General features: G+C 55.1%; 20 protein-coding genes and 3 pseudogenes. 10 read left to right on the forward strand and 13 right to left on the reverse strand.

Annotated features, from left to right (window positions below):
* Positions 1-142 precede the first annotated feature (142 nt).
* Genes ATY79_RS16280 through ATY79_RS16290 form a run of 3 tightly spaced genes read right to left on the reverse strand, consistent with a single transcriptional unit; the run spans position 143 to position 2,414 of the window.
* The gene (locus tag ATY79_RS16280; protein WP_088704421.1) at positions 143-1,396 is read right to left on the reverse strand and encodes an FAD-binding oxidoreductase; all 1,254 of its coding nucleotides are present in this window, start codon (positions 1,394-1,396) and stop codon (positions 143-145) included.
* A complete protein-coding gene (locus ATY79_RS16285; protein ID WP_141105730.1) occupies positions 1,393-1,890 on the reverse strand; it encodes a type II 3-dehydroquinate dehydratase in 498 nt (165 codons plus the stop codon). Before ATY79_RS16285 ends, ATY79_RS16280 begins: the two co-directional genes overlap by 4 nt.
* 20 nt (positions 1,891-1,910) lie before the next feature.
* Positions 1,911-2,414: a type II 3-dehydroquinate dehydratase gene (locus ATY79_RS16290; protein ID WP_088704422.1), complete on the reverse strand. Its 504-nt coding sequence runs from the start codon at positions 2,412-2,414 to the stop codon at positions 1,911-1,913.
* Between the two features lie 202 nt (positions 2,415-2,616).
* On the opposite strand from ATY79_RS16290, the gene ATY79_RS30555 reads away from it, so the two are divergent.
* From ATY79_RS30555 to ATY79_RS16305, 3 genes are read left to right on the forward strand one after another with little or no spacing between them, the layout of a single operon-like run.
* Positions 2,617-2,949 (forward strand): hypothetical protein, encoded by a 333-nt coding sequence (locus ATY79_RS30555; protein WP_141105731.1) that lies wholly within the window; start codon positions 2,617-2,619, stop codon positions 2,947-2,949.
* 30 nt (positions 2,950-2,979) lie between these two features.
* On the forward strand, positions 2,980-4,428 hold the full coding sequence (locus tag ATY79_RS16300) for an NAD-dependent succinate-semialdehyde dehydrogenase (RefSeq protein ID WP_088704424.1): 1,449 nt from the start codon (positions 2,980-2,982) through the stop codon (positions 4,426-4,428).
* 9 nt (positions 4,429-4,437) lie between these two features.
* Complete coding sequence (locus ATY79_RS16305) at positions 4,438-5,139, forward strand: aspartate/glutamate racemase family protein (RefSeq protein ID WP_210421406.1); 702 nt, start codon at positions 4,438-4,440, stop codon at positions 5,137-5,139.
* Between the two features lie 37 nt (positions 5,140-5,176).
* Here ATY79_RS16305 and ATY79_RS16310 read toward each other — a convergent pair whose 3' ends face one another.
* Positions 5,177-5,851, reverse strand: coding sequence for a GntR family transcriptional regulator (locus ATY79_RS16310; RefSeq protein ID WP_088704426.1), 675 nt, complete (start codon positions 5,849-5,851; stop codon positions 5,177-5,179).
* 130 nt (positions 5,852-5,981) lie between these two features.
* Here ATY79_RS16310 and ATY79_RS16315 point away from each other — a divergent pair, with 130 nt between their 5' ends.
* The 3 genes and pseudogenes from ATY79_RS16315 (at position 5,982) to ATY79_RS16325 (ending at position 9,258) form a co-directional block, all read left to right on the forward strand.
* Positions 5,982-6,587, forward strand: coding sequence for an amino acid synthesis family protein (locus tag ATY79_RS16315; RefSeq protein WP_088704427.1), 606 nt, complete (start codon positions 5,982-5,984; stop codon positions 6,585-6,587).
* A 9-nt stretch (positions 6,588-6,596) separates the two neighbouring features.
* On the forward strand, positions 6,597-7,793 hold the full coding sequence (locus ATY79_RS16320) for an amidohydrolase family protein (protein ID WP_088704428.1): 1,197 nt from the start codon (positions 6,597-6,599) through the stop codon (positions 7,791-7,793).
* A gap of 564 nt (positions 7,794-8,357) precedes the next feature.
* Positions 8,358-9,258: pseudogene (locus ATY79_RS16325) on the forward strand (IS110 family transposase).
* A gap of 287 nt (positions 9,259-9,545) precedes the next feature.
* Here the strand turns inward: ATY79_RS16325 and ATY79_RS16330 are convergent.
* A complete protein-coding gene (locus ATY79_RS16330) occupies positions 9,546-10,664 on the reverse strand; it encodes a branched-chain amino acid ABC transporter substrate-binding protein (RefSeq protein ID WP_088704429.1) in 1,119 nt (372 codons plus the stop codon).
* A 140-nt stretch (positions 10,665-10,804) separates the two neighbouring features.
* On the opposite strand from ATY79_RS16330, the pseudogene ATY79_RS16335 reads away from it, so the two are divergent.
* Positions 10,805-11,101 (forward strand): annotated as a pseudogene (locus ATY79_RS16335) (transposase); the annotation flags it as partial.
* 513 nt (positions 11,102-11,614) lie between these two features.
* Here the strand turns inward: ATY79_RS16335 and ATY79_RS16340 are convergent.
* Genes ATY79_RS16340 through ATY79_RS16360 form a run of 5 tightly spaced genes read right to left on the reverse strand, consistent with a single transcriptional unit; the run spans position 11,615 to position 16,003 of the window.
* Positions 11,615-11,962 carry a DUF6867 family protein gene (locus ATY79_RS16340; RefSeq protein WP_088704430.1) on the reverse strand — a complete coding sequence of 116 codons (348 nt, stop codon included), beginning with the start codon at positions 11,960-11,962 and terminating at the stop codon, positions 11,615-11,617.
* A gap of 17 nt (positions 11,963-11,979) precedes the next feature.
* On the reverse strand, positions 11,980-12,708 hold the full coding sequence (locus ATY79_RS16345) for an ABC transporter ATP-binding protein (RefSeq protein ID WP_088704431.1): 729 nt from the start codon (positions 12,706-12,708) through the stop codon (positions 11,980-11,982).
* Positions 12,708-13,700 carry an ABC transporter ATP-binding protein gene (locus ATY79_RS16350; protein WP_088704432.1) on the reverse strand — a complete coding sequence of 331 codons (993 nt, stop codon included), beginning with the start codon at positions 13,698-13,700 and terminating at the stop codon, positions 12,708-12,710. Before ATY79_RS16350 ends, ATY79_RS16345 begins: the two co-directional genes overlap by 1 nt.
* A gap of 1 nt (position 13,701) precedes the next feature.
* Positions 13,702-15,048 (reverse strand): high-affinity branched-chain amino acid ABC transporter permease LivM, encoded by a 1,347-nt coding sequence (gene livM / locus ATY79_RS16355; protein ID WP_189638037.1) that lies wholly within the window; start codon positions 15,046-15,048, stop codon positions 13,702-13,704.
* Positions 15,049-15,100: 52 nt separating this feature from the next.
* Positions 15,101-16,003 carry a branched-chain amino acid ABC transporter permease LivH gene (locus ATY79_RS16360; RefSeq protein ID WP_088704434.1) on the reverse strand — a complete coding sequence of 301 codons (903 nt, stop codon included), beginning with the start codon at positions 16,001-16,003 and terminating at the stop codon, positions 15,101-15,103.
* 132 nt (positions 16,004-16,135) lie between these two features.
* Here ATY79_RS16360 and ATY79_RS16365 point away from each other — a divergent pair, with 132 nt between their 5' ends.
* Positions 16,136-16,564 (forward strand): hypothetical protein, encoded by a 429-nt coding sequence (locus ATY79_RS16365; RefSeq protein ID WP_189638031.1) that lies wholly within the window; start codon positions 16,136-16,138, stop codon positions 16,562-16,564.
* A 295-nt stretch (positions 16,565-16,859) separates the two neighbouring features.
* Positions 16,860-18,827: an acetate--CoA ligase gene (acs, locus tag ATY79_RS16370; RefSeq protein ID WP_088704436.1), complete on the forward strand. Its 1,968-nt coding sequence runs from the start codon at positions 16,860-16,862 to the stop codon at positions 18,825-18,827.
* Between the two features lie 139 nt (positions 18,828-18,966).
* On the opposite strand, the pseudogene ATY79_RS16375 reads toward acs, so the two are convergent.
* The 3 genes and pseudogenes from ATY79_RS16375 to ATY79_RS16385 form a co-directional block, all read right to left on the reverse strand.
* Positions 18,967-19,193: pseudogene (locus tag ATY79_RS16375) on the reverse strand (L-serine ammonia-lyase, iron-sulfur-dependent, subunit alpha); the annotation flags it as partial.
* A gap of 583 nt (positions 19,194-19,776) precedes the next feature.
* Positions 19,777-20,931, reverse strand: a complete 1,155-nt coding sequence (locus ATY79_RS16380) for a M20 aminoacylase family protein (protein ID WP_088704453.1) — start codon at positions 20,929-20,931, stop codon at positions 19,777-19,779.
* A 409-nt stretch (positions 20,932-21,340) separates the two neighbouring features.
* Complete coding sequence (locus tag ATY79_RS16385; RefSeq protein ID WP_088704437.1) at positions 21,341-22,276, reverse strand: LysR family transcriptional regulator; 936 nt, start codon at positions 22,274-22,276, stop codon at positions 21,341-21,343.
* A 204-nt stretch (positions 22,277-22,480) separates the two neighbouring features.
* Here ATY79_RS16385 and ATY79_RS16390 point away from each other — a divergent pair, with 204 nt between their 5' ends.
* Positions 22,481-23,503, forward strand: a complete 1,023-nt coding sequence (locus ATY79_RS16390) for a transporter substrate-binding domain-containing protein (protein WP_088704438.1) — start codon at positions 22,481-22,483, stop codon at positions 23,501-23,503.
* The last annotated feature ends 17 nt before the right edge of the window (positions 23,504-23,520 follow it).

Here is a 23,520-nt window from a genome sequence, read left to right on the forward strand (position 1 = left end):
CTATCCTCCATAAACTTCAGTGTTTTGGCAAGTTCATGACCTGCCTGCCTCTTTAGGATACGCTCACACACGTAGCCCAATGACGGTCACATCCAGAGCGTTGGATTTGTGACCGTCGCCGTATTCGATTGGGTTCAACTAATTATGGGCTGACACCAGGAGCGTCGCCGTAGTGCCTTACATGTCCCGCAGTTTCGCCGTCGCGATATATACCCTCGTACTCCGACAAGGAGCGATTCCGGATTTCTTCGGATGACATATTGTAGTTATCAAACCGTCCGAGCGAGAAGCCCTTTAGGACAGCGGGCCGCTTGCCGGTCTTGAGCCAGACAGCCATATGCTCGCCTAGTGCTGGCGCGCACGAGAGCCCCATAACGTTGCAACCCGTAATAAAGTAAAGGCCTCGCGCTGAAGCGACCTCATCAATCAGGTAACTTCCATCTGGTGTCATGGTAGTGACGCCGCCGCGCAGTTCGACTACGCTGGAACCTGCCAGCCCAGGGAACACAGCCGAGACCTTCTCCAGCGCAGTGTCGATCGCCTTTCCGTCCAGCGGAACTTGCTCAGTACGATTAGGAACGGACTGAAGCTCAAGCGGATGTGGCTCATAGGTCCCGAACATCAGGTTTGTCCCCTCGGGCCGCGCGTAGACCGCATGATCAACAATGCGGACAGACGGTAAAGCGGGATGGATGTTTGGAACACCGGAGCGAATTGAATACTGGTGTCGTACGTAAACCGCCGGAAGCTTCGGACCGGTCCTCTCAATAAGCTCTTTCGTCCAAGGGCCTGTGGTCATGACCACTGCCCCGGCTTCGATTCTTCCATTGTTCGTCACCACACCAACGATTTTACCTGCCTCGACTACGATCTCGGAAAGGTCCTCGTCGAACTGAAACTCCACACCGGCATTTTTCGCCGCCGTGTGGTAGGCGGCAAGCATATCAGCCGGGCTGAAATAGAGATCTTTTGGAGCGTGCCAAGCTGCTACCGCGGCCTTTGAATTCGTGTGCGGAGCGAGTTGTTGAGCGTCGTCGAGAGCGACAATGGAAACATCAGCACCGAGCAATCGGGCGCGCTCGACCTCACGATGGAGTTGCGCCTCTGCCCAATCGGAAAGTGCATATTTTACGCTTCCGACCTGATGATACTTGAAACCAACCCCGGTGCGCTTCTCAAAGCTGACGATATGATCGATACTGCCGTGCATCAGTTCGCCCATCGCAGGATCTGTTTGGGCAATGACTGATTGACCGGCAGCTCGCCTCGATGTCTGAGCTCCAGGCCCGACCCGGTCGATCGCGCGAACTCGCAACCCCTGTACCGCCAGATTGTACGCAACGCTTAGGCCAACTGCCCCGCAACCGACGACGAGGACGTCCGGACTATTGCTCATACCCGCGCCTCCGTTGTCAGGCGACCGGCCCGAAGTTCAGCAGCGAGTGCAATCAAGGCACCAAGGTAGCCAAAATGCCTGAAACCCATAACTGTGCCAGTCGCTACCGATGTGAAGACCGAGTCATGACCGGTCGCGTAAATATTGGCGAAGTGGACTTCCACGAATGGTTTGCGCGATTGATGCAGAGCCAGCTTTGTCGGTTCGCCAAACGCCCATAAACCGCCCGGGTTGATCAGGTAGGCATCGATGTTGGATTGTGCCTCGATGAAGTCCACAAGGTCACCCTCGTGGTTCGAGTGGTAAGGAACCACCTCGACACCGATCTTCGCACCGACTTCGCAAACGAGATCTTCAAGCTCCTGCAACGAACCGATCGTGCCGTAGATATTCTTGTCGCGCCGCCCAAGGCTCGTCATATTAAGGCCGTTCAGCAAGCCAATCCGAATCGCGGGAGCGTGCCGGGATGAATTAGAATTTTCCTGAGTAGTCATTTGGCTCTCCGATCGAGTATTCAGGTGTAAAGAGACCGCGGCGCACCGTGGGAGCGATTGAGAGGGCCGGTTCCGTCTGGATTCAGGAAGTCGATATCATCCAACGCCAGCACCAGCGAGGTCATCGCTCCGAGGTAGCTGGAGGGCCCCAGTCCGGAAAAGATCGACAGTACGCTTGGCGAGAAAATCGATTTTTGGCAAAGCTCGTGATTGTGGAAATGGATCTCCACACTCGGCTTCTTTGCATCTTTCAACGTGTGGCGAAGCGATTCGCCGACCCGGACGAGAGAACCCGGATTGACAAGGTAGGCATTAGCCCGGTCACGACTGGAGTGCACGAACTCCAGCAAGTGCCCTTCGTGATTGGACTGGAAATGCTCCACCTCGACGCCGAGCTGTGATGCGCCTTCTTTAAGGATTTTTTCGAATTCTCCGATATCGCCAAGAATGGCTCGAACACCCGGGCCACCAAGCACAGCAATGTGCCATTTGGTCTTGCCCTTTCTAAGATCAGACAGTCGCAATTTCCTCTCCTTCTGTTAACTGAACAGGCGCGGAAGCCTTCTAAAAGCTTGGCGCGCCCCCGGCGTCGACCTGACGTTAAGCGGCAGTACCGCAATTGACAAGCCATCTAATTTACATTATGAATGTCAGACAATCTTCGATGAGTCAAGGAGTTTCAGGGGAGTTGAAACCAATGCTCATCGTCACAGAGCGGAGGGGCCGTTGAAAGACTCTTCAAGACAGACCGGGGCAAATCGCATTCCGTATGAAGACAGGCCTGTGCGTCGTTGCAGGAATATTACTTTGCGACTTGGCGGGAACAATGGTCCTAACAGCTTCTACTCAGGGCTGAGCGGAAACTCGCTGGTGCTCATCTACGATGATGAGATAGTGGAGTATATGTTCGACGACATCTCATTCATGCAATCGCAAGCCCGACGCCTGGAATCTCTTAAGATCCACCGTCTCGATGTTGCCGAAGGTCTGGCAAAAATTCTAGGGGTCTTGACCCTATTCGTTGCATCCCTCCAGTTCATCGTTTGGCTTTCAAGCTGACGATGACGGACTTTTTTGAGATTTGAAATCATGCTTTCTCTGAAAGACCCCTCGCTTTTAGGGCCTTATGCTGCGGCGCCAAATCAAACGGGAGCGGTCAGCGGGCACTTCACGGTTTTCAATCCAGCGACGGCGGCTGCGATCGCCGACGTCGCAGATTTAGATGTGACGCGCGTGCGCGATAAAATTGATGCGGCCTACGTCGCTCGGCCAGATTGGTCCGCAAGGACCGCGGACGAGCGATGTGCGCTGATGCTTCGATGGTCGCGGCTGATGCGCGATAATATAGAAGATCTTAGTGTTATTCTGACGGCAGAAATGGGAAAGCCATTAGCGGAAGCGCGCTCGGAAATCGAGTATGCTACTAGCTACATTGATTGGTTCGCCGAGGAAGGTCGGCGTATCTACGGGGACATCATACCCGCGCACGAGAAAACGAAACGGATCTTTGTTCTGAAGCAGCCAGTGGGAGTGGCTGCGCTGATTACACCTTGGAATTTCCCTTCCGCAATGATTGCTCGCAAGGCGGCACCAGCAATGGCGGCAGGCTGCAGCGTTGTCGCCCGACCCTCAGAGATGACGCCATTGTCAGCTCTGGCCATGTGCGTCCTAGCTGAGCGAGCAGGCATTCCATCAGGCGTTTTGAGCGTAGTCCCGAGCACTGATGCGGCTGGCATAGGGGCAGAGTTTTGTAGCAATACCAAAGTTCGCAAGCTCTCGTTCACCGGATCAACCCGCATTGGCTCATTGCTGATGCGGCAGGCGGCTGGGGACATCAAAAAACTTAGCTTGGAATTAGGCGGCAATGCGCCCTTTGTCGTCTTTGATGACGCCGATCTGGACAAGGCGGTAGCGGGCGCGCTCTTGGCCAAATTCCGGAATGCCGGCCAGACATGCGTCTGCGCAAATAGAATCTATGTACAGAAAGGTGTCTACGACGCCTTTGCTGAAAAGCTGTCTCAAGCGATCGCCAAATTCAACGTTGGTGACGGGATGTCACACGACACTCAGATTGGTCCATTGATTAGCCCCGCAGCGCTGCTGAAGGTTGAAGAGCACATTCAAGACGCCGTCCGGAACGGTGCGACGATTAGGCAGGGCGGACGCCGTCACCCCGGTGGTGGGCAATACTTCGAACCGACAGTGCTGACGGGCGTGTCAGATGAAATGAAGGTGGCGCGCGAAGAAACCTTTGGCCCGGTTGCTCCGCTTTTTGCTTTTGACACCGTGGAAGAGGTCATCGAACGATCCAACGACACTGAGTTTGGGCTGGCTGCTTATTTTTATACGCAGGACCTTGGTCGCGCATGGCGGGTTGCCGAGGCTCTTGACGTTGGAATGGTGGGTGTCAATACCGCTGCGATATCAACTGCGCAGGCGCCATTTGGAGGAATCAAACAGTCCGGCATTGGTCGGGAGGGTTCCAAATACGGAATCAACGAATATCTTGAACTTAAATACGTGTGTATGGAAACCTAAGTGGCGCAAATGACTGAAGCAAAAGAACGAAAGAACGACCGCCGACCACGTGTTGGTTTGATGGTGCCCTCATCGAATACGGTTATGGAGCTTGATTTCAACCGGGAGCTATCGAGGGAATACGATGTACATACGGCTCGTATGTACATGGTAGAGACCACGCGGGCAGCCGAAATCTCCATGGTGGAAACTTATGCACCAGAGGCCGCGAGGGATCTCGGGACTCTTAACCCTGACCTTGTAGTGTTTGGGTGCACGTCGGCCGGATCGCTATTTGGGACGGCTTATGATGCCGACGTATGCGACAAGCTTAGTGCGATTGCGCGGGCTCCAACGCTTGGCGTGCTGACAGCTGTCGGCCAACAACTGGATGCGCTGCCTGGGCAGCGGCTCGCGGTGATCACTCCGTACGTCGAAGATCTCACTAATTCGGTCGCGCGCGCCGCTCAATCCGCAACCCGCCATGTTGTGCGCGCGGCCGGCATGGGTATTAGCGACAATGTTAGACTGTGCGAACCCACTCCAGAGGAAATCGTTGACTTCAGCCGCACAAATTTGACGGGCATTGATTTCGATTTACTTCTGGTCTCGTGTACGAATTTTCGAGCATTGGAAGCCCAACCAATGCTGGAGCGCGAATTCGGAGTGCCGGTGGTGACCAGCAACAGCGCGGTCATTGCTTCAATCCGCCAGCTTCTCCACACGCTCTAGTTTTCAAAGCCGCCCATTTTCCGAGGGCGGCTTTTCATCATCGGGAAGGCTCGCGGCGGTACGCCTGACCAGCAGACGCATACGCTTGATCAACATGGTAGATAGCAGCAACGCGAGCAGCATCACTGTCACGGGCTTCGATTGCGCCAAGTATTGCAGTCATCTCTTCAAGGCTGATCTTGGCTCTACCCGGCATTGACATCGATCGAGCTCGTAACAGGTTTATGCGCGCCAGCAACCCACTTAAAATCTCCTCGATGATGCTGTTGTTGCAGGATCGAAGGATTTCGGCGTAAAAATCAGCGGTCGAACTCACTTGGCCGGCAGCGTCGCCACTTCGCCCGGCCTTATCAAAAGCGCTTAACGCACGGCGCATTTTCTTGATCGAGTCGTCGGTTCTAGTGTGCGCGGCGAGAGACGCGGCCTCTCCTTCCAATAAGGCACGCACCTTATAGATTTCAGTCGCCTGCTCCCAAGTCAAAATCGGGATATGGGGACCTTTGTTCGGGACAATCGCAACTAACCGCTCCGCTTCCAAGCTCCGTAACGCTTCGCGGACAGAGGGTCGGCTTACACCTAAGAGTCCACAAAGTTCTGCCTCGAGTAAGCGGTCTCCAGGCTTGAACATTCCGGTGATAATCGCCTGCCGTAGCTTCTCAACAGTCTGCTGCTGCACAGTCTTCGGTGAGACGCGAAGATCCATAAGTGTCATCGTATACCAGCCTCCTTAGCTTGTTCAACATCTAGCTGATTTATGTCAGCCTTGCATCAACTAAGATTGACAGAATGTCAGACGATCTGCTAGAAATAAAGAGGGATTAAACACCAGGAGAAATTTTGCCGTGAACAATCTGAACATCCGCCGCACATTCACTATAATCGAAGACAAGTTCGAAGAAGCGGGTCAGTTGGCACCGACGCCTGTCCGTAAAGTTGCGGTCATCGCGGTTCTAGAGAACCCATACGCCTCCGCGGGCTTCGTGAAAGATCTTTCACCGTTGACGAAAGAGAGCGTGGAGCTCGGGCGGCATATGGGACAAATGGCTCGGCAGGCACTCGGCGACTACACCGCCCAAGGATACGGCAAGGGTGCGCTAGTCGGCCTGGATGGCGAGCAGGAGCACGCCAACGCGCTACTCACCACCGTGTTTGCAAACCCGATCCGCGATGCGATCGGTGGAGGGGAAGCTTGGATTTCCTCGATGCAGAAGGTTGTTTCACCTGGCAGCACGATCGATATTCCCATGAATCACAAAGACGATGTGTATGTGCGATCGCATTACGACGGAATGACGATTACCTTACAAGGTACGCCCATGCCCGACGAGATCGCGATCATCTTCTGCCTGGTGAGCAACGGGCGTATTAATGCGCGCGTTGGGGGGCTCACGCACGAAGAGGTGTCTGGACGGAATAGGAGCCTCGGAGCCAAAGCGGCTGGAGCATAAGGGCGCGTAATGAAGACGGCGATTGTTAATATCGGGTCGATAGTAACTGGCGACCTCACGAAGCCTCTTGCTGATGGCGATACGATCATCACGTCGGATGGCAAAATTGAAGCAGTCGGCAACATTGTTGCTGCCGACGTTGAGCAGTGTGATGTCATCATCGACGCGAACGGAACTATCGCTATCCCAGGCCTGATCGACTCCCATGTCCACGTGACTTTCGGGGATTACACACCTCGCCAAAAGACAGTCGGCTTTCTTGAAAGCTATGTTCACGGTGGGGTGACAACTTCTATCAGCGCATCGGAGGTTCACGTACCCGGGCGGCCCAAGGACGTTGTGGGTGTGAAGGCACTCGCGGTTGCAGCCTCAAAATGCTTCCAGAACTATCGTCCAGGTGGGATGCGCGTCCACGCAGGGTCTCTCATTCTCGAGCCAGGGCTCCAGGACGATGACTTTTCTGACCTGGTGGCTGCCGGGGTTTGGATGGTCAAGGCAGGTTTCGGCGCTTTCTCTTCACCCTACGAATATGCGCCGCTCGTTGCGCTAGCACGGCGCCATGGCATGGTCTCGATGGTGCACACGGGCGGTGCGTCGATCCCTGGATCCTCCGGGATTTGGGCCGATCACCTACTTCGTATTAAACCCGACGTCTCCTATCATGTGAATGGCGGGCCAATTGCAATGCCTGATGAGGACTTTGGCCGACTGGTCAACGAATCGGACATGGCTTTGCAGATTTGCACGGCCGGAAATTTGCGCACGACCCTTCTTGTTTCTGATCTTCTGGCCGGATCGGATCAACTCGCCAGGTTGTTGATTGCGACTGACACACCCACGGGCAGCGGGATAATGCCGCTCGGGATGCTCTATACGATCAGTCATCTCGCCTCCCTAGGTAACGTTGCTCCGGAAATCGCCATTGCGGCGGCAACCGGAAACAATGCACGCGTGTACCGTCTCAACAGCGGTATCATCGCGAAGGGCCGTGACGCCGATATCGTGCTGATCGATGCTTGTATGGGCGGCTCGAAGGCGGACGCCATGTCCGGCCTCAAGAACGGCGACATCCCGGCCGTGGGTGCAGTCCTGACTGATGGTATTCCACGCTTCGTCGGTCGAAGCAGGAATACACCCGAGACTATGCGGAAAGTCAGAGTGGCCAAAAGCAATGTGACGCAAGACTTTTCTAGTATAGGCCACTAATCGATCTCTCGTTGGCCGGAATGCAACAGGACATCCCGCATTCCGGCGAGCGCCTAGTACATAAGCACTGAGAGTGCTAGCAACTTTAGTCGCTCAGGAAATAACACCAGCCAAGACCTACAAGGTGAGGACTGCCGGAGCTGTTTTAGCTTAGTTTGGGGGAAGCTCTTCAGCCAAAACCCGTGTTTAAAGCCGCCCTCCCATTTTGCAAGCGCCGCTTTAGGCTGTGGAGGGCTGTGCCGAAAGCGCGGCCGTCCTCGCGGCCGACAGTGGCGGCGCACTAACGCGCTTCGCGGGTGGGTCCTTTCAATGTCTCGCACGATCCGAGCGAACTCGTGCTGAGCGGCCTTAACAGAAATTGATCAGTCTCGAAGACGGACATACATGGTGTAATCGCGGGCACGAGGCCTCTCAAGACCCGATCATGACCTCGGAAGGTGGCTGCTCCCCGATATGATGAGATACGGGCTCTCGACTCGACGCCGCGCCCAGCATCAAAGCATAGCCATGACAGAGTATATCGGTCTCGACGTATCAATAAAGAGACAGTAATTTCGATCTTCGATCCGTCGCGCGGGCAAGCGGATCTGGCGCGGGAAGTGTGCCTCTGATCCCGCCGCCATAAACGAACTTGTACGCATGCGAGCACCAAATGCGGAGCGCGCGGTGTTCGGAACGGGCCTTCTCTGGGTATGGTTCTATCATGCGCTTCGCGCCGAGGGATTGCCTGCTATTTGCGTCGACGCCCGTCACGCCAAAGCAGCGCTCGATATGGCGGCCAACCAAACTGACGCCAACGACGCCGACGGGCTCGCGCATCTGGCGGAGGTCGGTCTCTTCCGCGAAGTCCGAGTAAAGGCCTTCGACAGCATGCTTTCTCGGACATTGGTTGCGGCTCGAACGAAACTCATGCGAACGACGCTGGAGGTCGCGAACCAGATTTGGGGATTGATGAAGACGTTCGGCCTTATCGTTCCGTGCAGTATGGGCGGCAAGTTCGAGGCGAATGTTCACTCCCTCCAAGCTGACAACGCCAGCCTTTCGCGGATAATCCTGCCCTTCCTCGAAGCGTGGCGTACCTGCGCCTCCAGGCGGTCAGGTCGGGCAGCAGCTCCTCGCCGAAGCGCGTAGAAACCAGCAATGTTAGTTGCTGAGGTCGCGCGGCATTGGTGCGATCACAGCCACTGCCTACCTAACTGCCGTCGAGGATCCAGCGAAATTCAAGCGATCGCGCTCGGTAGGCGCATGGCTGGGATTGATGACGCGGCGCTATCAATCAGGCGAGGTAGACTATGATGGCCATATCTCCCAACGTGGAGACACCTATGTGCGTTCGCTTCTCTATGAACCCGCGTTAGTCATCCTCACACGCAGCCGGGCCGAGAGCGATCTGCGTAGATGGGGCATACTGGCGGTCACTGAATTCTTCGGTCAAGCCGAGAATATAAACAGTCCACAGATCTAAATCTGATGATTGGATCATCGTTCATCTGGCCGGTTTTCTTGTACGTCCTTCGCCTGGTCCACTGGTTTTTCAATCCAAGAACTTCAATGACGTCGCCGCTCGGAAAGGTGCCGGTAACACACCTACTGATTTCTGCGTTGAAATTCGTAAAGCCCGTAGGGCGGTTCTGCCGCATAACACATATAGTGGTCGGTCAGGCCTGAGGGCGAAACAGCGCCGAGCAACAAACCTGTTGCTCGGCGCGGGCCTTTCCGATGGGAGGTCACGGATCCGAGGCCAAGACGATATTAATTAACTTGTTCGTAGTTGTAGGTCCCGTCACTGCTTTTCATCCAGCGGTAAACGACATAGTCCGCTCGCGTGATGTCTCCTTTAGCGTCATAGCTGATGTCACCGATGACGGTTTTGAAAGGACCTTTGGAGTGAATCGCTTCGGCAACGCTTTGGGGGTCGAGACTCTTTGCAGCCGTTGCCGCCTGAGCAATGATTTGGACAGCTGCATAGCTATAAAGCGTATAAGCTTCAGGTTCAAAACCGTCGTCACGGAACTTCTTCACGATATCCGCGGCCTCTGGGTTTTTGCGAGGATCAGGCGCGAAGGTAAACAATGCACCTTCCGCAGCATCGCTCGCAACAGCCGCGAACTCAGCCGTGGCTAGATCGTCTCCACCCATCAACACTGCCTTCAGTCCCTGGTCGGCGATTTGGCGCGATATGAGGCCCGCTTCAGCGTAATAGCCTGCGTAGTAAATCAATGTAACGCCACTATCCTTCATTTTGGAAACCAGCGCCGAAAAGTCCTTCTCGCCAACGTTAACGGCATCGTACATGACTTCCGTAACACCACCGGCATTCATCGCCTTTTTCACCTGAGCAGCCATGCCCTGGCCGAAGGCTGACTTATCGTTGATGATCGCCACCTTTCCGTCCTTGAAATGAGCCGCAATATATTCGCCAGCCACTTTTCCCTGCTGGTCATCGCGCCCGCATGTACGGAAAACGTTCCATAGGCCGCGTTCGGTAAAATCAGGAATAGTCGACGAGGGGCTGATCTCAAGTATGCCGTTTTCAGCATAGACCTCCGAGGCCGGCATTGAGACTCCAGAATTGTAATGCCCTACGACGAACTTGATATTGTCGGCGACGAATTTGTTAGCCACCGAGATGCCTTGCTTCGGATCGGATGCATCATCCCCGATTTCCAGCAAAATTTTCTCACCATTTATACCGCCGGCGGCATTGATGTCGGCAGCCGCCTTTTCCGCTCCGCGTTTTAGTTGGGCGCCAAACGCAGCACCTGGCCCGGTAACAGGACCGGCAACACCCATTAAAACATCAGCGAACGCAGGGGAGCTGAACGCGACAATCGCGCCTGCTGCAATCGCGGAGAGCAACATTTTTCTCATGGTATAGTTCCCTCTTTTTGAAGCCTATCTGTCGATCCTTGCATCGCTACAACGGACACCGAGCCTTACCAGCAAAGCACGGTTTCGAAAGATTGAATTACATTAATATTGTCTGACATTTTGTCAAATATTTATTTGAGATCCCGAGACACGGGGTGCCAATCGACTGCACCGTCCTTTCCGGATCGGATGTGGCGCATGGGTCGGGAAATCGCACCGGTCGTCGACCACATGCCAAAGAGGCTCTTGTTGGAAAGCACTAGGCTCGATGGGGATGAGACGACCGCGCCGGTGGTCCGGGGCGAAGGCAAGACGAGGACGCATTATCTCTGGGCGGTTTTACGTGACGCCCGCGGCTGAAAGGCTCCGCGCCGTCAGGAGCGGTATTCCTCTACCGGCCCGGCCTTAGGGGCGAATATGCCGCCGAGATCCTTGAGATCCGGCGTCACGTCAGAACTTTGAGGCGTGCTCCGTTCAATAATACCCTGGCCGAGCTGGCGGCACAGGTCGGAAGCGACGAACTGATGATCGATGCAGTCTAGCTCAAAGCGCGTCGCAGCGGAAAGGCTGCCAAAAATGGCAATAGTCCATCCCAATGTCTGAGGGTGGCCGAGGTCGCCTGACCAACAAGCTTCGATGGTTGCTAAGACAACGAGGGCCGGCTCCTGTTACTTGGCCGAGTAAATGGCCATCGATTACAAAAGGGCGTCTCCTGTTCTTGTGCAACTTCACCTGTTCGCCTTCCGCTGACCGACAGAGCGCGCAGTTCCGCGCCCGGCAAAGGCCGACAGATTGGAGGGCGACCTTATTTTTACCCCGCCCCGTGCAAAACATCGTGTCCAGCAGCTTCGCCGGCGCAACAGGATCGAGAATCTATTCGCCTGCCGCAAGGAGTGGAGGCGCCTTCAGCTGATGTTGCCAAAGCCGCCGCCTACAAACCACAGTGGAAATCAAGTTTTCGGTTTCCAGCTAAACAATGAAGTCTTTCGATAAAGCCAGCGATATTGACCCACCATCTGATTGGTGCGCGTGTATTGATAACCGAGAAAGCCAAGGATCATCAACACTATGATATCAACGATGAAGTAATGTATGGAAACCATGCTTCCCTGGAACAAGGCGTGATGGATGAACCTGATTCCAACTCCGAGCCCTAATATGTAGAAAAACAGTTTGAGATAGCTTGTCCAGGTTCGCGCTGCCGCCTTGCCGGTCATCCACGCCGCCCACCCGCCGAGCAAGCAGGTGACAAATAGGAACTGCCAAATCGACGTTTCCTCGTAGAAAATATTCTGCATGATTGATCTTCCCGATCTTAGTGATGACCGCCTTCAAGATAAGCCGCTCTTACTTCCGGATTCGCTAGTAGTTCCTTGCCGGACCCACTCATTGTCACGTTACCATTGACCATTACATAGCCACGGTCTGCCAGTTTGAGCGCGCCGAATGCGTTTTGTTCCACGAGGAATACGGTTAGTCCTTGCGTCTTATTTAGTACACGAATTGCATCGAAGATCTGCTTGACGATCAACGGCGCAAGCCCCAGCGACGGCTCGTCGAGCAGCAATAGTTTTGGCCTTGCCATTAGTGCGCGACCGATCGAGAGCATCTGCTGCTCGCCACCTGATAGAGTTCCGCCACGCTGTCCGATGCGCTCCTTTAGCCTCGGAAATAGCGTAAAAACCTGCTCCACATCGTCCGAATAATGTTTGAGGTTATCAAGGCTGGCGCCCATTTGCAGGTTTTCCATAACCGTCATCCGGGCGAAGATTCGGCGGCCCTCTGGCGACTGCGCGATGCGCATCCTGGCAATTTCGTGCGGAGGCATTTGAGTTATATCTGTGCCGGCGAACGTGATCGTGCCAGCCCGGGCCCGCGGTGATCCGAATATCGTCATCATCAACGTTGATTTACCGGCACCGTTGGCTCCGATAAGCGCCACGATTTCACCTTGCTTAACACTGACATCAACGCCATTCAGCGCGCGGATATTCCCGTAATAGGTCTGAACGCCCTTGATATCGAGCAGCATTGTTCCCGCCATTATCTGTCTCCTTCAGGCTTTTCCGGATTAGGCACCACGGCCTTTTCGATCGTTTTTTCCGCTTGGAAGGAGCTCGGGGAGTGGTTTGGATCGTGCGCCGGTTGCGACCCGATATCCAGCTTGTCGATGACGTCCTCATCGCCGACTTCAGTGAGGACAGTTTCCACCTCCTCATCTTCGACACCCAGGTAGGCCGCAATTACGCGCGGATCGCTACGGACCGACTGCGGATCACCTTCTGAGATTTTGCTGCCATATTCGAGCACCACGACATGGTCGGAGATTTGCATAACCACTGACATGTCATGTTCGATTAGAAGAATTGATGTTCCCGAATCTTTCTTGATATCGGTCAAAAGATTATTGAGCGCCAAGGATTCCTTGGGGTTCAGGCCAGCTGCTGGTTCATCAAGGCAGAGTAATTCGGGTTCTGTACACATAGCTCGTGCAATCTCAAGTCGGCGCTGAGCGCCGTACGGAAGGTCGCCGGCCGGATCGTCAGCACGGTTGGTTAGATCGGCCTGCTCAAGCCAATGCCTCGCTAGCTCGATCGACCGCGCTGCAGCCTGCCTGTACCTGGGCGCTCCAAACAGGCCAAGAAAAGAATAGCCCGAGGCACTCATCAGCTTATTGTGTTGAGCAACAAGGAGATTCTCTAGAACCGTCATTCCGGAAAACAATCGAATGTTCTGAAATGTACGGGCAACTCCTGCCCGTGCCGGAATTTCATGGTTAGCGAGCCGCTCCAGCAGATGGCGTGAGCCCGTTTTGCTGGTAAGTGCCAGCATTCCCTCGGTTGGTTTGTAGAAGCCAGTTATGCAGTTGAAAACTGTCGTCTTTCCCGCACCATTTGGGCCAATCAAGGCGGTGATTTCGCCGCGACGCGCCTGAAACGAGAGGTCATTGACCGCGATCAGTCCGCCAAACTTCATCGACAGGTGCTCTACATTGAGGATGGTGTCGTCCATGGAAACGCTTGCCTTCGTGTTCATTTTAACCGTGACCTTCCTTGGTGAAGGCACCAGACACCGATTTGCGCTCCTTCAAAAAGGCCGTCGGTTCACGGCTGCCAACGAACCCACGAGGTTTCCAAAGCATCACCACCACCATCGCCGCGCCGAACAGCAGCATTCGATAGAGTTCAGGTGTGAAATCCTGGCCGAAAATTGCCTTCAGGAAGCTAAGCTCACGAAGTATTTCCGTGCCGCCGATCATGGCGAATGCTGCGACGGCGATCCCGCCGAGAGATCCCATGCCTCCGAGGACAACGATGGCAAGAACGATTGCCGACTCCAGATAGACGAAAGATTCTGGTGATACGAAACCCTGCCGAGCGGCGAAGAACGAGCCCGCAAAGCCCGCAAACATGGCGCCGGTGGCGAACGCGGTCAGCTTTGTCGTCGTGGTATTGATGCCAAGTGAACGGCAGGCAATTTCGTCTTCGCGTAAGGCCTCCCACGCCCGACCGACCGGCAGCCGACGTAGTCGGATCGTTACAAACGCAGTGAGCAAGCACAAAGCCAGGATGAGATAGTACAGGAAGATCTTGTAATAAGCTCCCGACGGAGCGATATCGAGAATCTTCCCAATGTAATTTGCGTCACCCATGTTGAAGCTTGCCAGTCCGAAGAACGATATTTTCGGCACGCCCGAGATACCAGCAGCTCCGTTGGTAACTTCGCGCCAGTTGATCAGAACTAGTCGGATGATTTCCCCAAAGGCCAGCGTGACGATGGCGAGGTAGTCACCGCGCAGACGCAATACAGGGAAGCCGAGTACGACGCCCCATGTTGCAGCCATAATCCCGGCACATGGAAGGAGGATCCAGAAAGACAGTCCGTAGTGCGTACCGAGCAAAGCGTATGAATATGCCCCGACAGCATAGAAGGCAACGTAGCCCAGATCGAGTAGTCCGGCTAGACCGACAACGATATTCAAGCCCCAGCCCAGCATTACATAGATCAGAATCTGGATGCCGAAGTTATCGACCCACTTCAGTGAACCCTGGAAGCCAAAGACTAATACAGCGACGATCGGAAGCAGGAACAATGCTACGATACCAATCGAGCCAGAATTCCGACTTATGATACCCGGAACAATTGTGATTGCTGGCGCTTTGGCCTTAGCCGCCTTTCGACGCTCGAGAGCCTGCTGGATGAAGCCAACGTAAAGAAACCTGCCAGCCATCACAAGACATACAATAACCGCGAGTGTTCCCCAGCGCTGAACGAGAACGAGCTCGTTACGAATGTTCTGGTCGGTTTTCAATCCGATAAGGAGTACGAACAAGCCGAAGGCTATGACGCCCGCGAAAAGCGCCTCGCGAAAAGCGTGCTTCATTGGGCTGACGAGGTTAACGTCGCTCGAGTTAGTAATTGCTATAGTCATTGACTTAGACCTTTTCGACTTCAGGACGGCCAAGTATGCCGGTCGGCAAAAAGATCAGGACGATCGCCAGGATAGAGAACGCAGCAACGTCCTTGTAGTCGACTGAGAAATAGGCTGACCAAAGGCTCTCGATCAGACCAATCAAAAGTCCCCCGAGGACGGCACCTGGTAACGATCCGATTCCACCCAGCACCGCGGCGGTGAACGCCTTTACACCTGGCACGAAGCCGTCTGAAAAGGATACCACCCCGTAGTAGGTCAGAAACATTGCGCCGGCGACAGCAGCAAGCGAAGCGCCCATAACAAATGTAATCGAGATCGTGCGATCGACATCGATCCCAAGCAGTGCTGCCATCTTGCGATCCTGCTCGCATGCCCTTTGCGCCCGTCCAAGCGAAGTGTGGTTGACGAGATACCAGAACACGGCCAGCAACACGGCGGTAATTCCAACCACAATGATTTGCTTCAGTGATATCGCGACGCCGGCGACGTCATAAACATCGGTAAACAACCTGGGAATCGGTTTGTTTCGGGGACCCTGTGCGACCTGGACGAAATTGGACAGCGCGATTGACATGCCGATGGCCGTGATGAGCGGGGCGAGACGAAACGAGCCACGCAATGGGCGATAGGCTACCTTTTCGATCGTCCAGTTGTAGAGACTGGTCAACAACATGGCCACGATCATCATGATTAGTAGCGCCACAATGACTGGCACGGAAAAAAACAGTGCGCCGAGAATAAGGTAAACAATCAAGGCCGCGAAGGCGCCGACCATAAAGATGTCGCCGTGCGCGAAATTGATCATACCGATAATGCCGTACACCATCGTGTAGCCGATCGCGATCAGGCCATAGATGGAACCTAGCGTTATGCCGTTTATGAACTGCTGGACAAAATATTCCATGGATTGCCGGGCCTCCTCCGAACCGATTTCGGTTTTGCGGCAATCGGGGTAAAGCGCGCCGCTTAAGATTGTCTTACATTAAGCTAAGCAGACAACTTGTCAACCCGCGAATGCTGGTGGGATCGCTCGATCTTGAGTGCACTGAAGAACCGCGGCCATCACATCAATGGGAGGCAGGCGTTTATCGCTGGCGCCGGCGGAGCTGGTTCTTCGATAGCTGTAAGCATGTTGGACAGCGGCTTGGATTCGATCACGATCTTCGACCGCAAGACAGAAGTCGCGGCAGCGCTTGTCGAACGACTTCTCGACTATTATCCTGGGCGAGTGGTACGCGCGAAGGAACAGCCGGACCTCTCTGACTTCCCGATCGTTATCAACGCGACTTCGACGGGCCTTCGCGACGGCGATCCGCTGCCCATGAACCTGAGAACCTTGAAGGCGGGAACCCTTGTAGCCGACGTGATAACTAAACCTGCCGTGACGCCTTTCATGGCGAAGGCTGAGAAACTAATTAGGCGCCCTCACCCACTCAGGAACGGAGATGCTCGACGGACAGCTTGAGCTTCTATATCGCTTCGTGACTGGCGTCGAGTAACGAACCGCTCCGCAAGAATTTCTGAATGATCCCGGCCAGGAAGCTGACCGGGTGGAGTATGACCGGCAAATCGCTGACTAAAGTTCATGGGCGCCCATTAGAGACTTCAACAGTCGCGTACGCCAGTCAAGCCGAATTGCTCAACCAGCAACGCGTCGTTGCTGAGGATTGACCTATTCACCAACTCTTCAGAATGCCATTGTCACCAGCTGCTTGGCCAGCTGGTCACGGCATCTATCGGTTGGAATTGGGGACAGGTGAATGTCGGAAAAGATTTATCCGGTTAGCAAGTCGGTGAAGAGCCATGCCCTGATCGACAAGGCGAAATACGAAAAGTGGTACGAAGAAAGTGTCGAGAACCCGGACAAGTTCTGGGGCAAGCACGGCAAGCGGATCGACTGGTTCAAGCCCTATACCAAGGTCAAGAACACCTCCTTTACCGGCAAGGTCTCGATCAAATGGTTCGAGGACGGCCAGACCAACGTTTCCTATAATTGCGTCGACCGCCATCTGAAGACGAACGGCGACCAGGTGGCGATCATCTGGGAAGGCGACAACCCCTATATCGATAAGAAGATCACCTATAACGAGCTCTACGAGCACGTCTGCCGGATGGCGAATGTGTTGAAGAAGCACGGCGTCAAGAGGGGCGATCGCGTCACCATCTATATGCCGATGATCCCCGAGGCGGCTTACGCGATGCTCGCCTGCGCCCGCATCGGCGCGGTGCATTCCGTGGTCTTCGGCGGCTTCTCGCCCGAGGCGCTGGCCGGGCGTATCGTCGACTGTGAATCCACCTTCGTCATCACCTGCGACGAAGGTCTGCGCGGCGGCAAGCCGGTGCCGCTGAAGGACAATACCGATACGGCCATCCATATCGCCGCCCGCCAGCATGTGCATGTCAGCAAGGTGCTGGTCGTGCGCCGCACCGGCTGCAAGATCGGCTGGGCGCCGGGCCGCGATCTCTGGCATCACCAGGAAGTCGCCACCGTGAAGGCCGAGTGCCCGCCGGTGAAGATGAAGGCGGAAGATCCACTGTTCATCCTCTACACCTCCGGCTCGACCGGCAAGCCGAAGGGCGTGCTGCACACGACGGGTGGCTATCTCGTCTACGCGTCGATGACGCATGAATATGTCTTCGACTATCACCCCGGCGATATCTACTGGTGCACGGCCGATGTCGGCTGGGTCACAGGTCACTCCTATATCGTCTACGGACCGCTTTCGAACTGCGCGACGACGCTGATGTTCGAGGGCGTGCCGAACTTCCCGGATCAGGGGCGTTTCTGGGAGATTATCGACAAGCACAAGGTCAACATCTTCTACACCGCACCGACGGCGATCCGCTCGCTGATGGGCGCCGGCGATCATTTCGTCACCCGCTCGTCGCGCTCGTCGCTGCGGCTGCTCGGAACCGTCGGCGAGCCGATCAACCCGGAAGCCTGGGAGTGGTATTACAACGTCGTCGGCGACAAGCGCTGCCCTGTCATCGATACCTGGTGGCAGACGGAGACCGGCGGCCACATGATCACGCCGCTGCCGGGTGCGACCGATCTGAAACCCGGTTCGGCGACGGTGCCGTTCTTCGGCGTCAAGCCGCAGCTGGTCGATAATGAGGGCAAGGTGCTGGAAGGGGCAGCCGACGGCAATCTCTGCATCACCGACAGCTGGCCCGGCCAGATGCGCACCGTCTATGGCGACCACGAGCGCTTCATCCAGACCTATTTCTCGACTTACAAGGGCAAGTACTTCACCGGCGACGGCTGCCGGCGCGACGAGGATGACTATCACTGGATCACCGGCCGCGTCGATGACGTTCTGAACGTCTCCGGCCACCGGCTCGGCACCGCCGAAGTGGAATCGGCACTCGTCTCGCACAATCTCGTCTCGGAAGCCGCAGTCGTCGGCTATCCGCATCCGATCAAGGGTCAGGGCATCTATTGCTACGTTACGCTGATGGCCGGCAATCAGGGCTCCGACGAGCTGCGCCAGCAGCTGGTCAAGCATGTTCGCGCCGAGATCGGCCCGATCGCTTCGCCCGACAAGATCCAGTTCGCGCCCGGCCTGCCGAAAACCCGCTCCGGCAAGATCATGCGCCGCATCCTGCGCAAGATCGCCGAAGACGATTTCGGTGCGCTCGGAGATACCTCGACGCTTGCCGATCCTGCCGTTGTCGACGATCTCATCGCCAACCGGCAAGCACGCTGCGAAACCAAAGCGACGAGCTGATTGGCGATGGGCCGTCCCGGTGGACCGATCCGTTAAATTGACAGAAGAGATGGACGTCGGCAGGTCGCTCCTGGAAGTCGTTTTCCTCCACTCAACCGATGGTATTTCGCGGCGATCGACATTCAGGGACATTGACCGCTCACCCGCCCAAGCGCGTCCCCTTACACTTCACTGACATGTCGTTTCCTGTCTGGCGCATCGTCTCAATGCGCGCGTCCAGACTTACGAACTGGCAGCTATCCGGCGAAGTGCTAGCGACGCTGCTGCAATCGCTTTCACAGCCCCGAACGCATTTCGCTCGATACAAGGCAATTGGACAGATCTCGCCACACAGGTCACCCCAAGACGATGTTCAAGCGCTATTTCTTGCCGTGTAAACCCAGGTCTACCTTTGAATCGAACCGGCAGGCGGGGTGGCGATCGGATTTCACTTGGCAATTAGCATCCACCTCGGCCGGACTGCCAGATGCGTCCAAACCGATTGTCGCAGGCAGGAAGCCGCAGAGTCCAAGGATCAAGGCGCGCGGTCCGTGGCATGACCGACACCAGTGTAAGCGAGCGAACGATGTAATGATGCCCTAGATAAGTCGATCCAGTGTTGCTCCGCGCAGGCGAGCACTCTCCGTTTTTTGACCTCATCAAGAAAGCGGCCGCAATCATTGGACCCATAGTGTGCGAGTTTGGGTGGGCCGATGCCGATTTGTAGATGTCGAATACTGATGAGAACAGTCTTAAAATCCTAAGTTATGGATCGGGAGGTTTTGACCGGTTGCACAAGTGAGTACGATGGTACGATGTCATTCTGTCCGGCCGCGATGTTATCGCTGCCCGGATTGGCCCACGGACAGCGACAATGGTGCCCTCGTACATGGGCCGGTTAGCCCTTAATAAATTGCACAGGACCAGCTTGAAGGCTCAAAAAGAACCACGCCGATACTCACCGTAACCCTCATCTCAAAATCGACTGCGCTAGGGCGACCCACATTTGTGCGGCCTGTGGCAAGATCGCATCATTGAAGTCGTAGCGAGACGAATGAAGTCCTGGGTTTTCACCACCCGATCGGGCCGCACCCAGCCAGAAGTAGCAACCTGGCTGGTCTTGAAGCATGAAAGCGAAGTCCTCTGCGGCCATGCTGGGAAGGGCATCAACAATTGAAAGGGTTGTCAATCTAGATGCCGCCTCGCGGACAACAGAGGCTTGGGTCGGATCATTTATAGTGGCAGGATACCGAACTTGATAGTTAATCTCCGCCTCACAGCCCAGTCCTTCAGCCACGGACGTTGCTACGTGCTTTAGCCGTTTCTCAATACATATGCCGATCTCGTCATCGAACCAGCGGGTGGTGCCGCTCAAAACAACACGTTCGGGGATCACGTTCCACGCGTCGCCGCCATGTATCTGGGTGACGGAGACGACGGCCGATTGCAAGGGCGAGATATTTCGGCTCGCAATGGTTTGGAGCGCCGTGACAAGTTGCGATGAGGCAACTACTGGATCTGCCCCTTCGTGCGGCATCGCTCCATGGGCCCCGCGACCTTTAACGATTATCGCGAACGTGCCGAATGCTGCCATCATCTGGTCCGAGCGAGCGACCAACGATCCGACAGGTAAGGCAGGCCAATTGTGCATGCCGAAGATTGCGCTCATGGGGTGATCCCTAAACAATCCATCTCCCACCATCGCTCTAGCCCCGCCCTCATTTTCTTCGGCCGGCTGAAATACGAACTTCACTATTCCGTTGAATTCGACTGATGCCAAAGCCCGAGCTGCGGCCAAAGCAGACGCCACATGGCCGTCGTGACCGCAAGCGTGCATCACTCCGGGCGTCCGCGAGGAGTACGGCAACTCTGTCGCTTCCGAAATGGGTAGCGCGTCCATATCAGCACGAATTCCAATTGTTTGGGAGGACGTACCTTTACGCAAGGTTCCCACCAGGCCTGTCTTACCGTAGCCGCCAACCACATCGTAGCCCCATTCGTTGAGCTTCCTTGCGACGAATTCCGAGGTCTTTACCTCCTGAAATCCTAGTTCAGGGTTTTCGTGCAGGTGTCTGCGCCAGCTAACTGCTTCGTCAATATGATCGGCGGGAAGTTCAAAACTCATCTCTAACTCCTCATCATCCTGCAGTATTAGCCTCAGCATAAGGCGGGCTAAACGACGCGGCCGGTACAAAGCGTTGCGCGAAGAGCAACGGTCGCATCCCTGCACCGCCTTGCACATGGCGTCTGCGGCGACGAAAATCAGCCGACTACTGCACGAAGCTAGGCAGATCCATGGAGTGCTTGATTCCAAAGCAATGTAGATCTGCACCACTGTCGCTCGAACGATAAGAAGCGCGGCCGAGCAGCTATCGTCGCGCCGTCCATCGTTAGCCGACAGATCGCAGACGTTTAGCGCACTGTTTCGCCGAGGCATCGGTTTTGCTGAGACTAACCTTTTCAACTTGCCGGACGCTATCGACGATGCCACCAAGCTTAGGGTGCCGGTTCTCCACCGCTCCACCGCCTTTATACTACCGCTTGATGGCACCGTAGTCAGGCATTGCGGTCAACCGAATCCGCTTAGCATGGTCCCGAAGCGACTCGATCAGTATCTTTAGCGTTGGCCGCCTAGACTCACCTTTACGTATAGCCAAGATGATCGAACGCTCGATCGGTGGATCAAGCTCGCGCGAGATAAGCTCATCACTATGGAGGTTTGCCCGAATTCGTGGAAGAAGCGAGATCGCGCACTGGCTGGCCACCATCGCAGAGATCACCTCAAAGCCGTCGAAGCGACCAATAACCTTCGGGCTAAATCCACGGTTAGCGCACATTGCAAAAAGCGTGTCCGAAAACGTGTTCGGCCTAGCATCAATCGCCCAGAACTCGTGCCGTAAATCCAAAAGGTCTAGGTCGTTTCTCGTCGCAAGAGGATGGTTCTTGTGGAAGATGGTTACGATGCGGTCTTCGTAGATCGGAAACGTTTCCAGCGTGTCTGTGATCTTGTCTTGCTTCAAGGTTAGGTCATCGATAATCGCAAGATCGACCTGCCAGCTACGCAAGGACGCTAAACCGACAAGCGGTTCCATCTCGACACCGGAAACGTTCAGCTCGGGATACCGGAGTTGGAGATCACGTAGCGAACCTGGCAAAAGGCTCGCAGCAATGGAGGGAAAGGCGGAAAGTACCAGGTCCCCAGCGACTGTCATTTTTAGCTCTGCGATATCTGTCTTCGCCTCTTCTAGGATATTCAGAAGCCGAGCCGCGTGATTGACCAGCACCTCACCGGCTGGCGTGATGGTGACCCCTCTCCCGCGCCGCTCGATCAGCGGAACGCCTACCTCGTCCTCTAGTAGCGAGATTTGCTGGGATACCGCTGATGGCGAGATTTTGATGACCTCGGCAACGGCTGCCATGGTGCCCCTGATTGCCAGCTCGCGCAGGGTTCTCAAACGTTGAACGTCCATTATCCAACGACCTTCCAAGTAAAAGAGGAGTAAAATTCATGCGTTAGGTCATTCCACACTTTTGCTAATGATTTACCTGAAATCATTTAACTAGACTTCAATCAAATCGTCAAACATCATCCCATCAGCAGGCCGAAGAGTACAAACTGGGAAGAATTTATTCCGCCTGCAAAGCTCAAAACCGTCAAACGACAGGGGAACAAAATGAAATGCACCCTACTCCTCGCCGCTGTTGCAGCTTCAGTTCTTGCAACGGTGCCAGCGAAGGCAAGCGTCCTTGATACCGTAAAACAGCGGGGCACGTTGAACTGCGGCACGGATAATACGGCTCCTGGCTTCGGTTATCTCAACACCAAGAACGGAAAGATGGAAGGCTTTGACGTCGACTATTGCAAGGCGGTGGCCGCAGCCGTTTTGGGCGACGCAACAAAAGTCAACTTCGTAACAGTTACTGACAAGAGCCGTTTCACGGCCCTCCAGACCTCACAGGTTGATGTCGTATTCGCTCACACTACCGTTTACCCGGTCCGTGAATCGGCGATCTCCGTCGATTTTCTACCAATCACGTTCTGGGACGGTACCGGCGTGATGGTGAAGACGGCATCTAAGGTTAAAACGGCTGCTGAATTGGAGGGCGCGAGCCTCTGCACGACTCAAGGTTCTGGAACGGAGCCTCAAATCGCAGCTTTCCTGAAGAAGAATGGGTGGAAGAACCAGGTTCTCACCTACGAAAATCTCGAAAAGCTTTTCGGAGCCCTATCGAGCGGTCGTTGCGACGCGATGCTAACCGACAAAACGGCGTTGGCATCATGGCGTGGCAACAGCACCAAGCCCGATGATTATACCATCCTTCCGGACATCTTGGCGAAATCGCCCTTTGCAGGTTTCGTGGTTGCCAACGATTCCAAGTGGCGCAACGCGCTTCGCTGGATCGTCTTTGCGACCTTCCAGGCAGAAGAGTCTGGAATCACTTCCGACAAAGTCGATGAACAGAACAAGTCCGACAACCCCGACATCCGCAAGTTCGTCGGTGCAGATGGCACAATTGGCAAGGACTTTGGCCTTCCCGCCGATTTTGTTGCTCAGACCATCAAGCAAGTCGGCAATTACGGCGAAATTTACGACCGCAACCTTGGACCCAGGACGCCCTACTTTATCGACCGCAAAGGCACGCCTAATGCCATGGGAACTGAAGGCGGGAGCATGATCTCGCCTCCTTGGAACTAAAGCAGCCCCGGTGGCCA

The organism is Rhizobium sp. R693 (assembly GCF_002211315.1).
Taxonomy (GTDB): domain Bacteria; phylum Pseudomonadota; class Alphaproteobacteria; order Rhizobiales; family Rhizobiaceae; genus Rhizobium.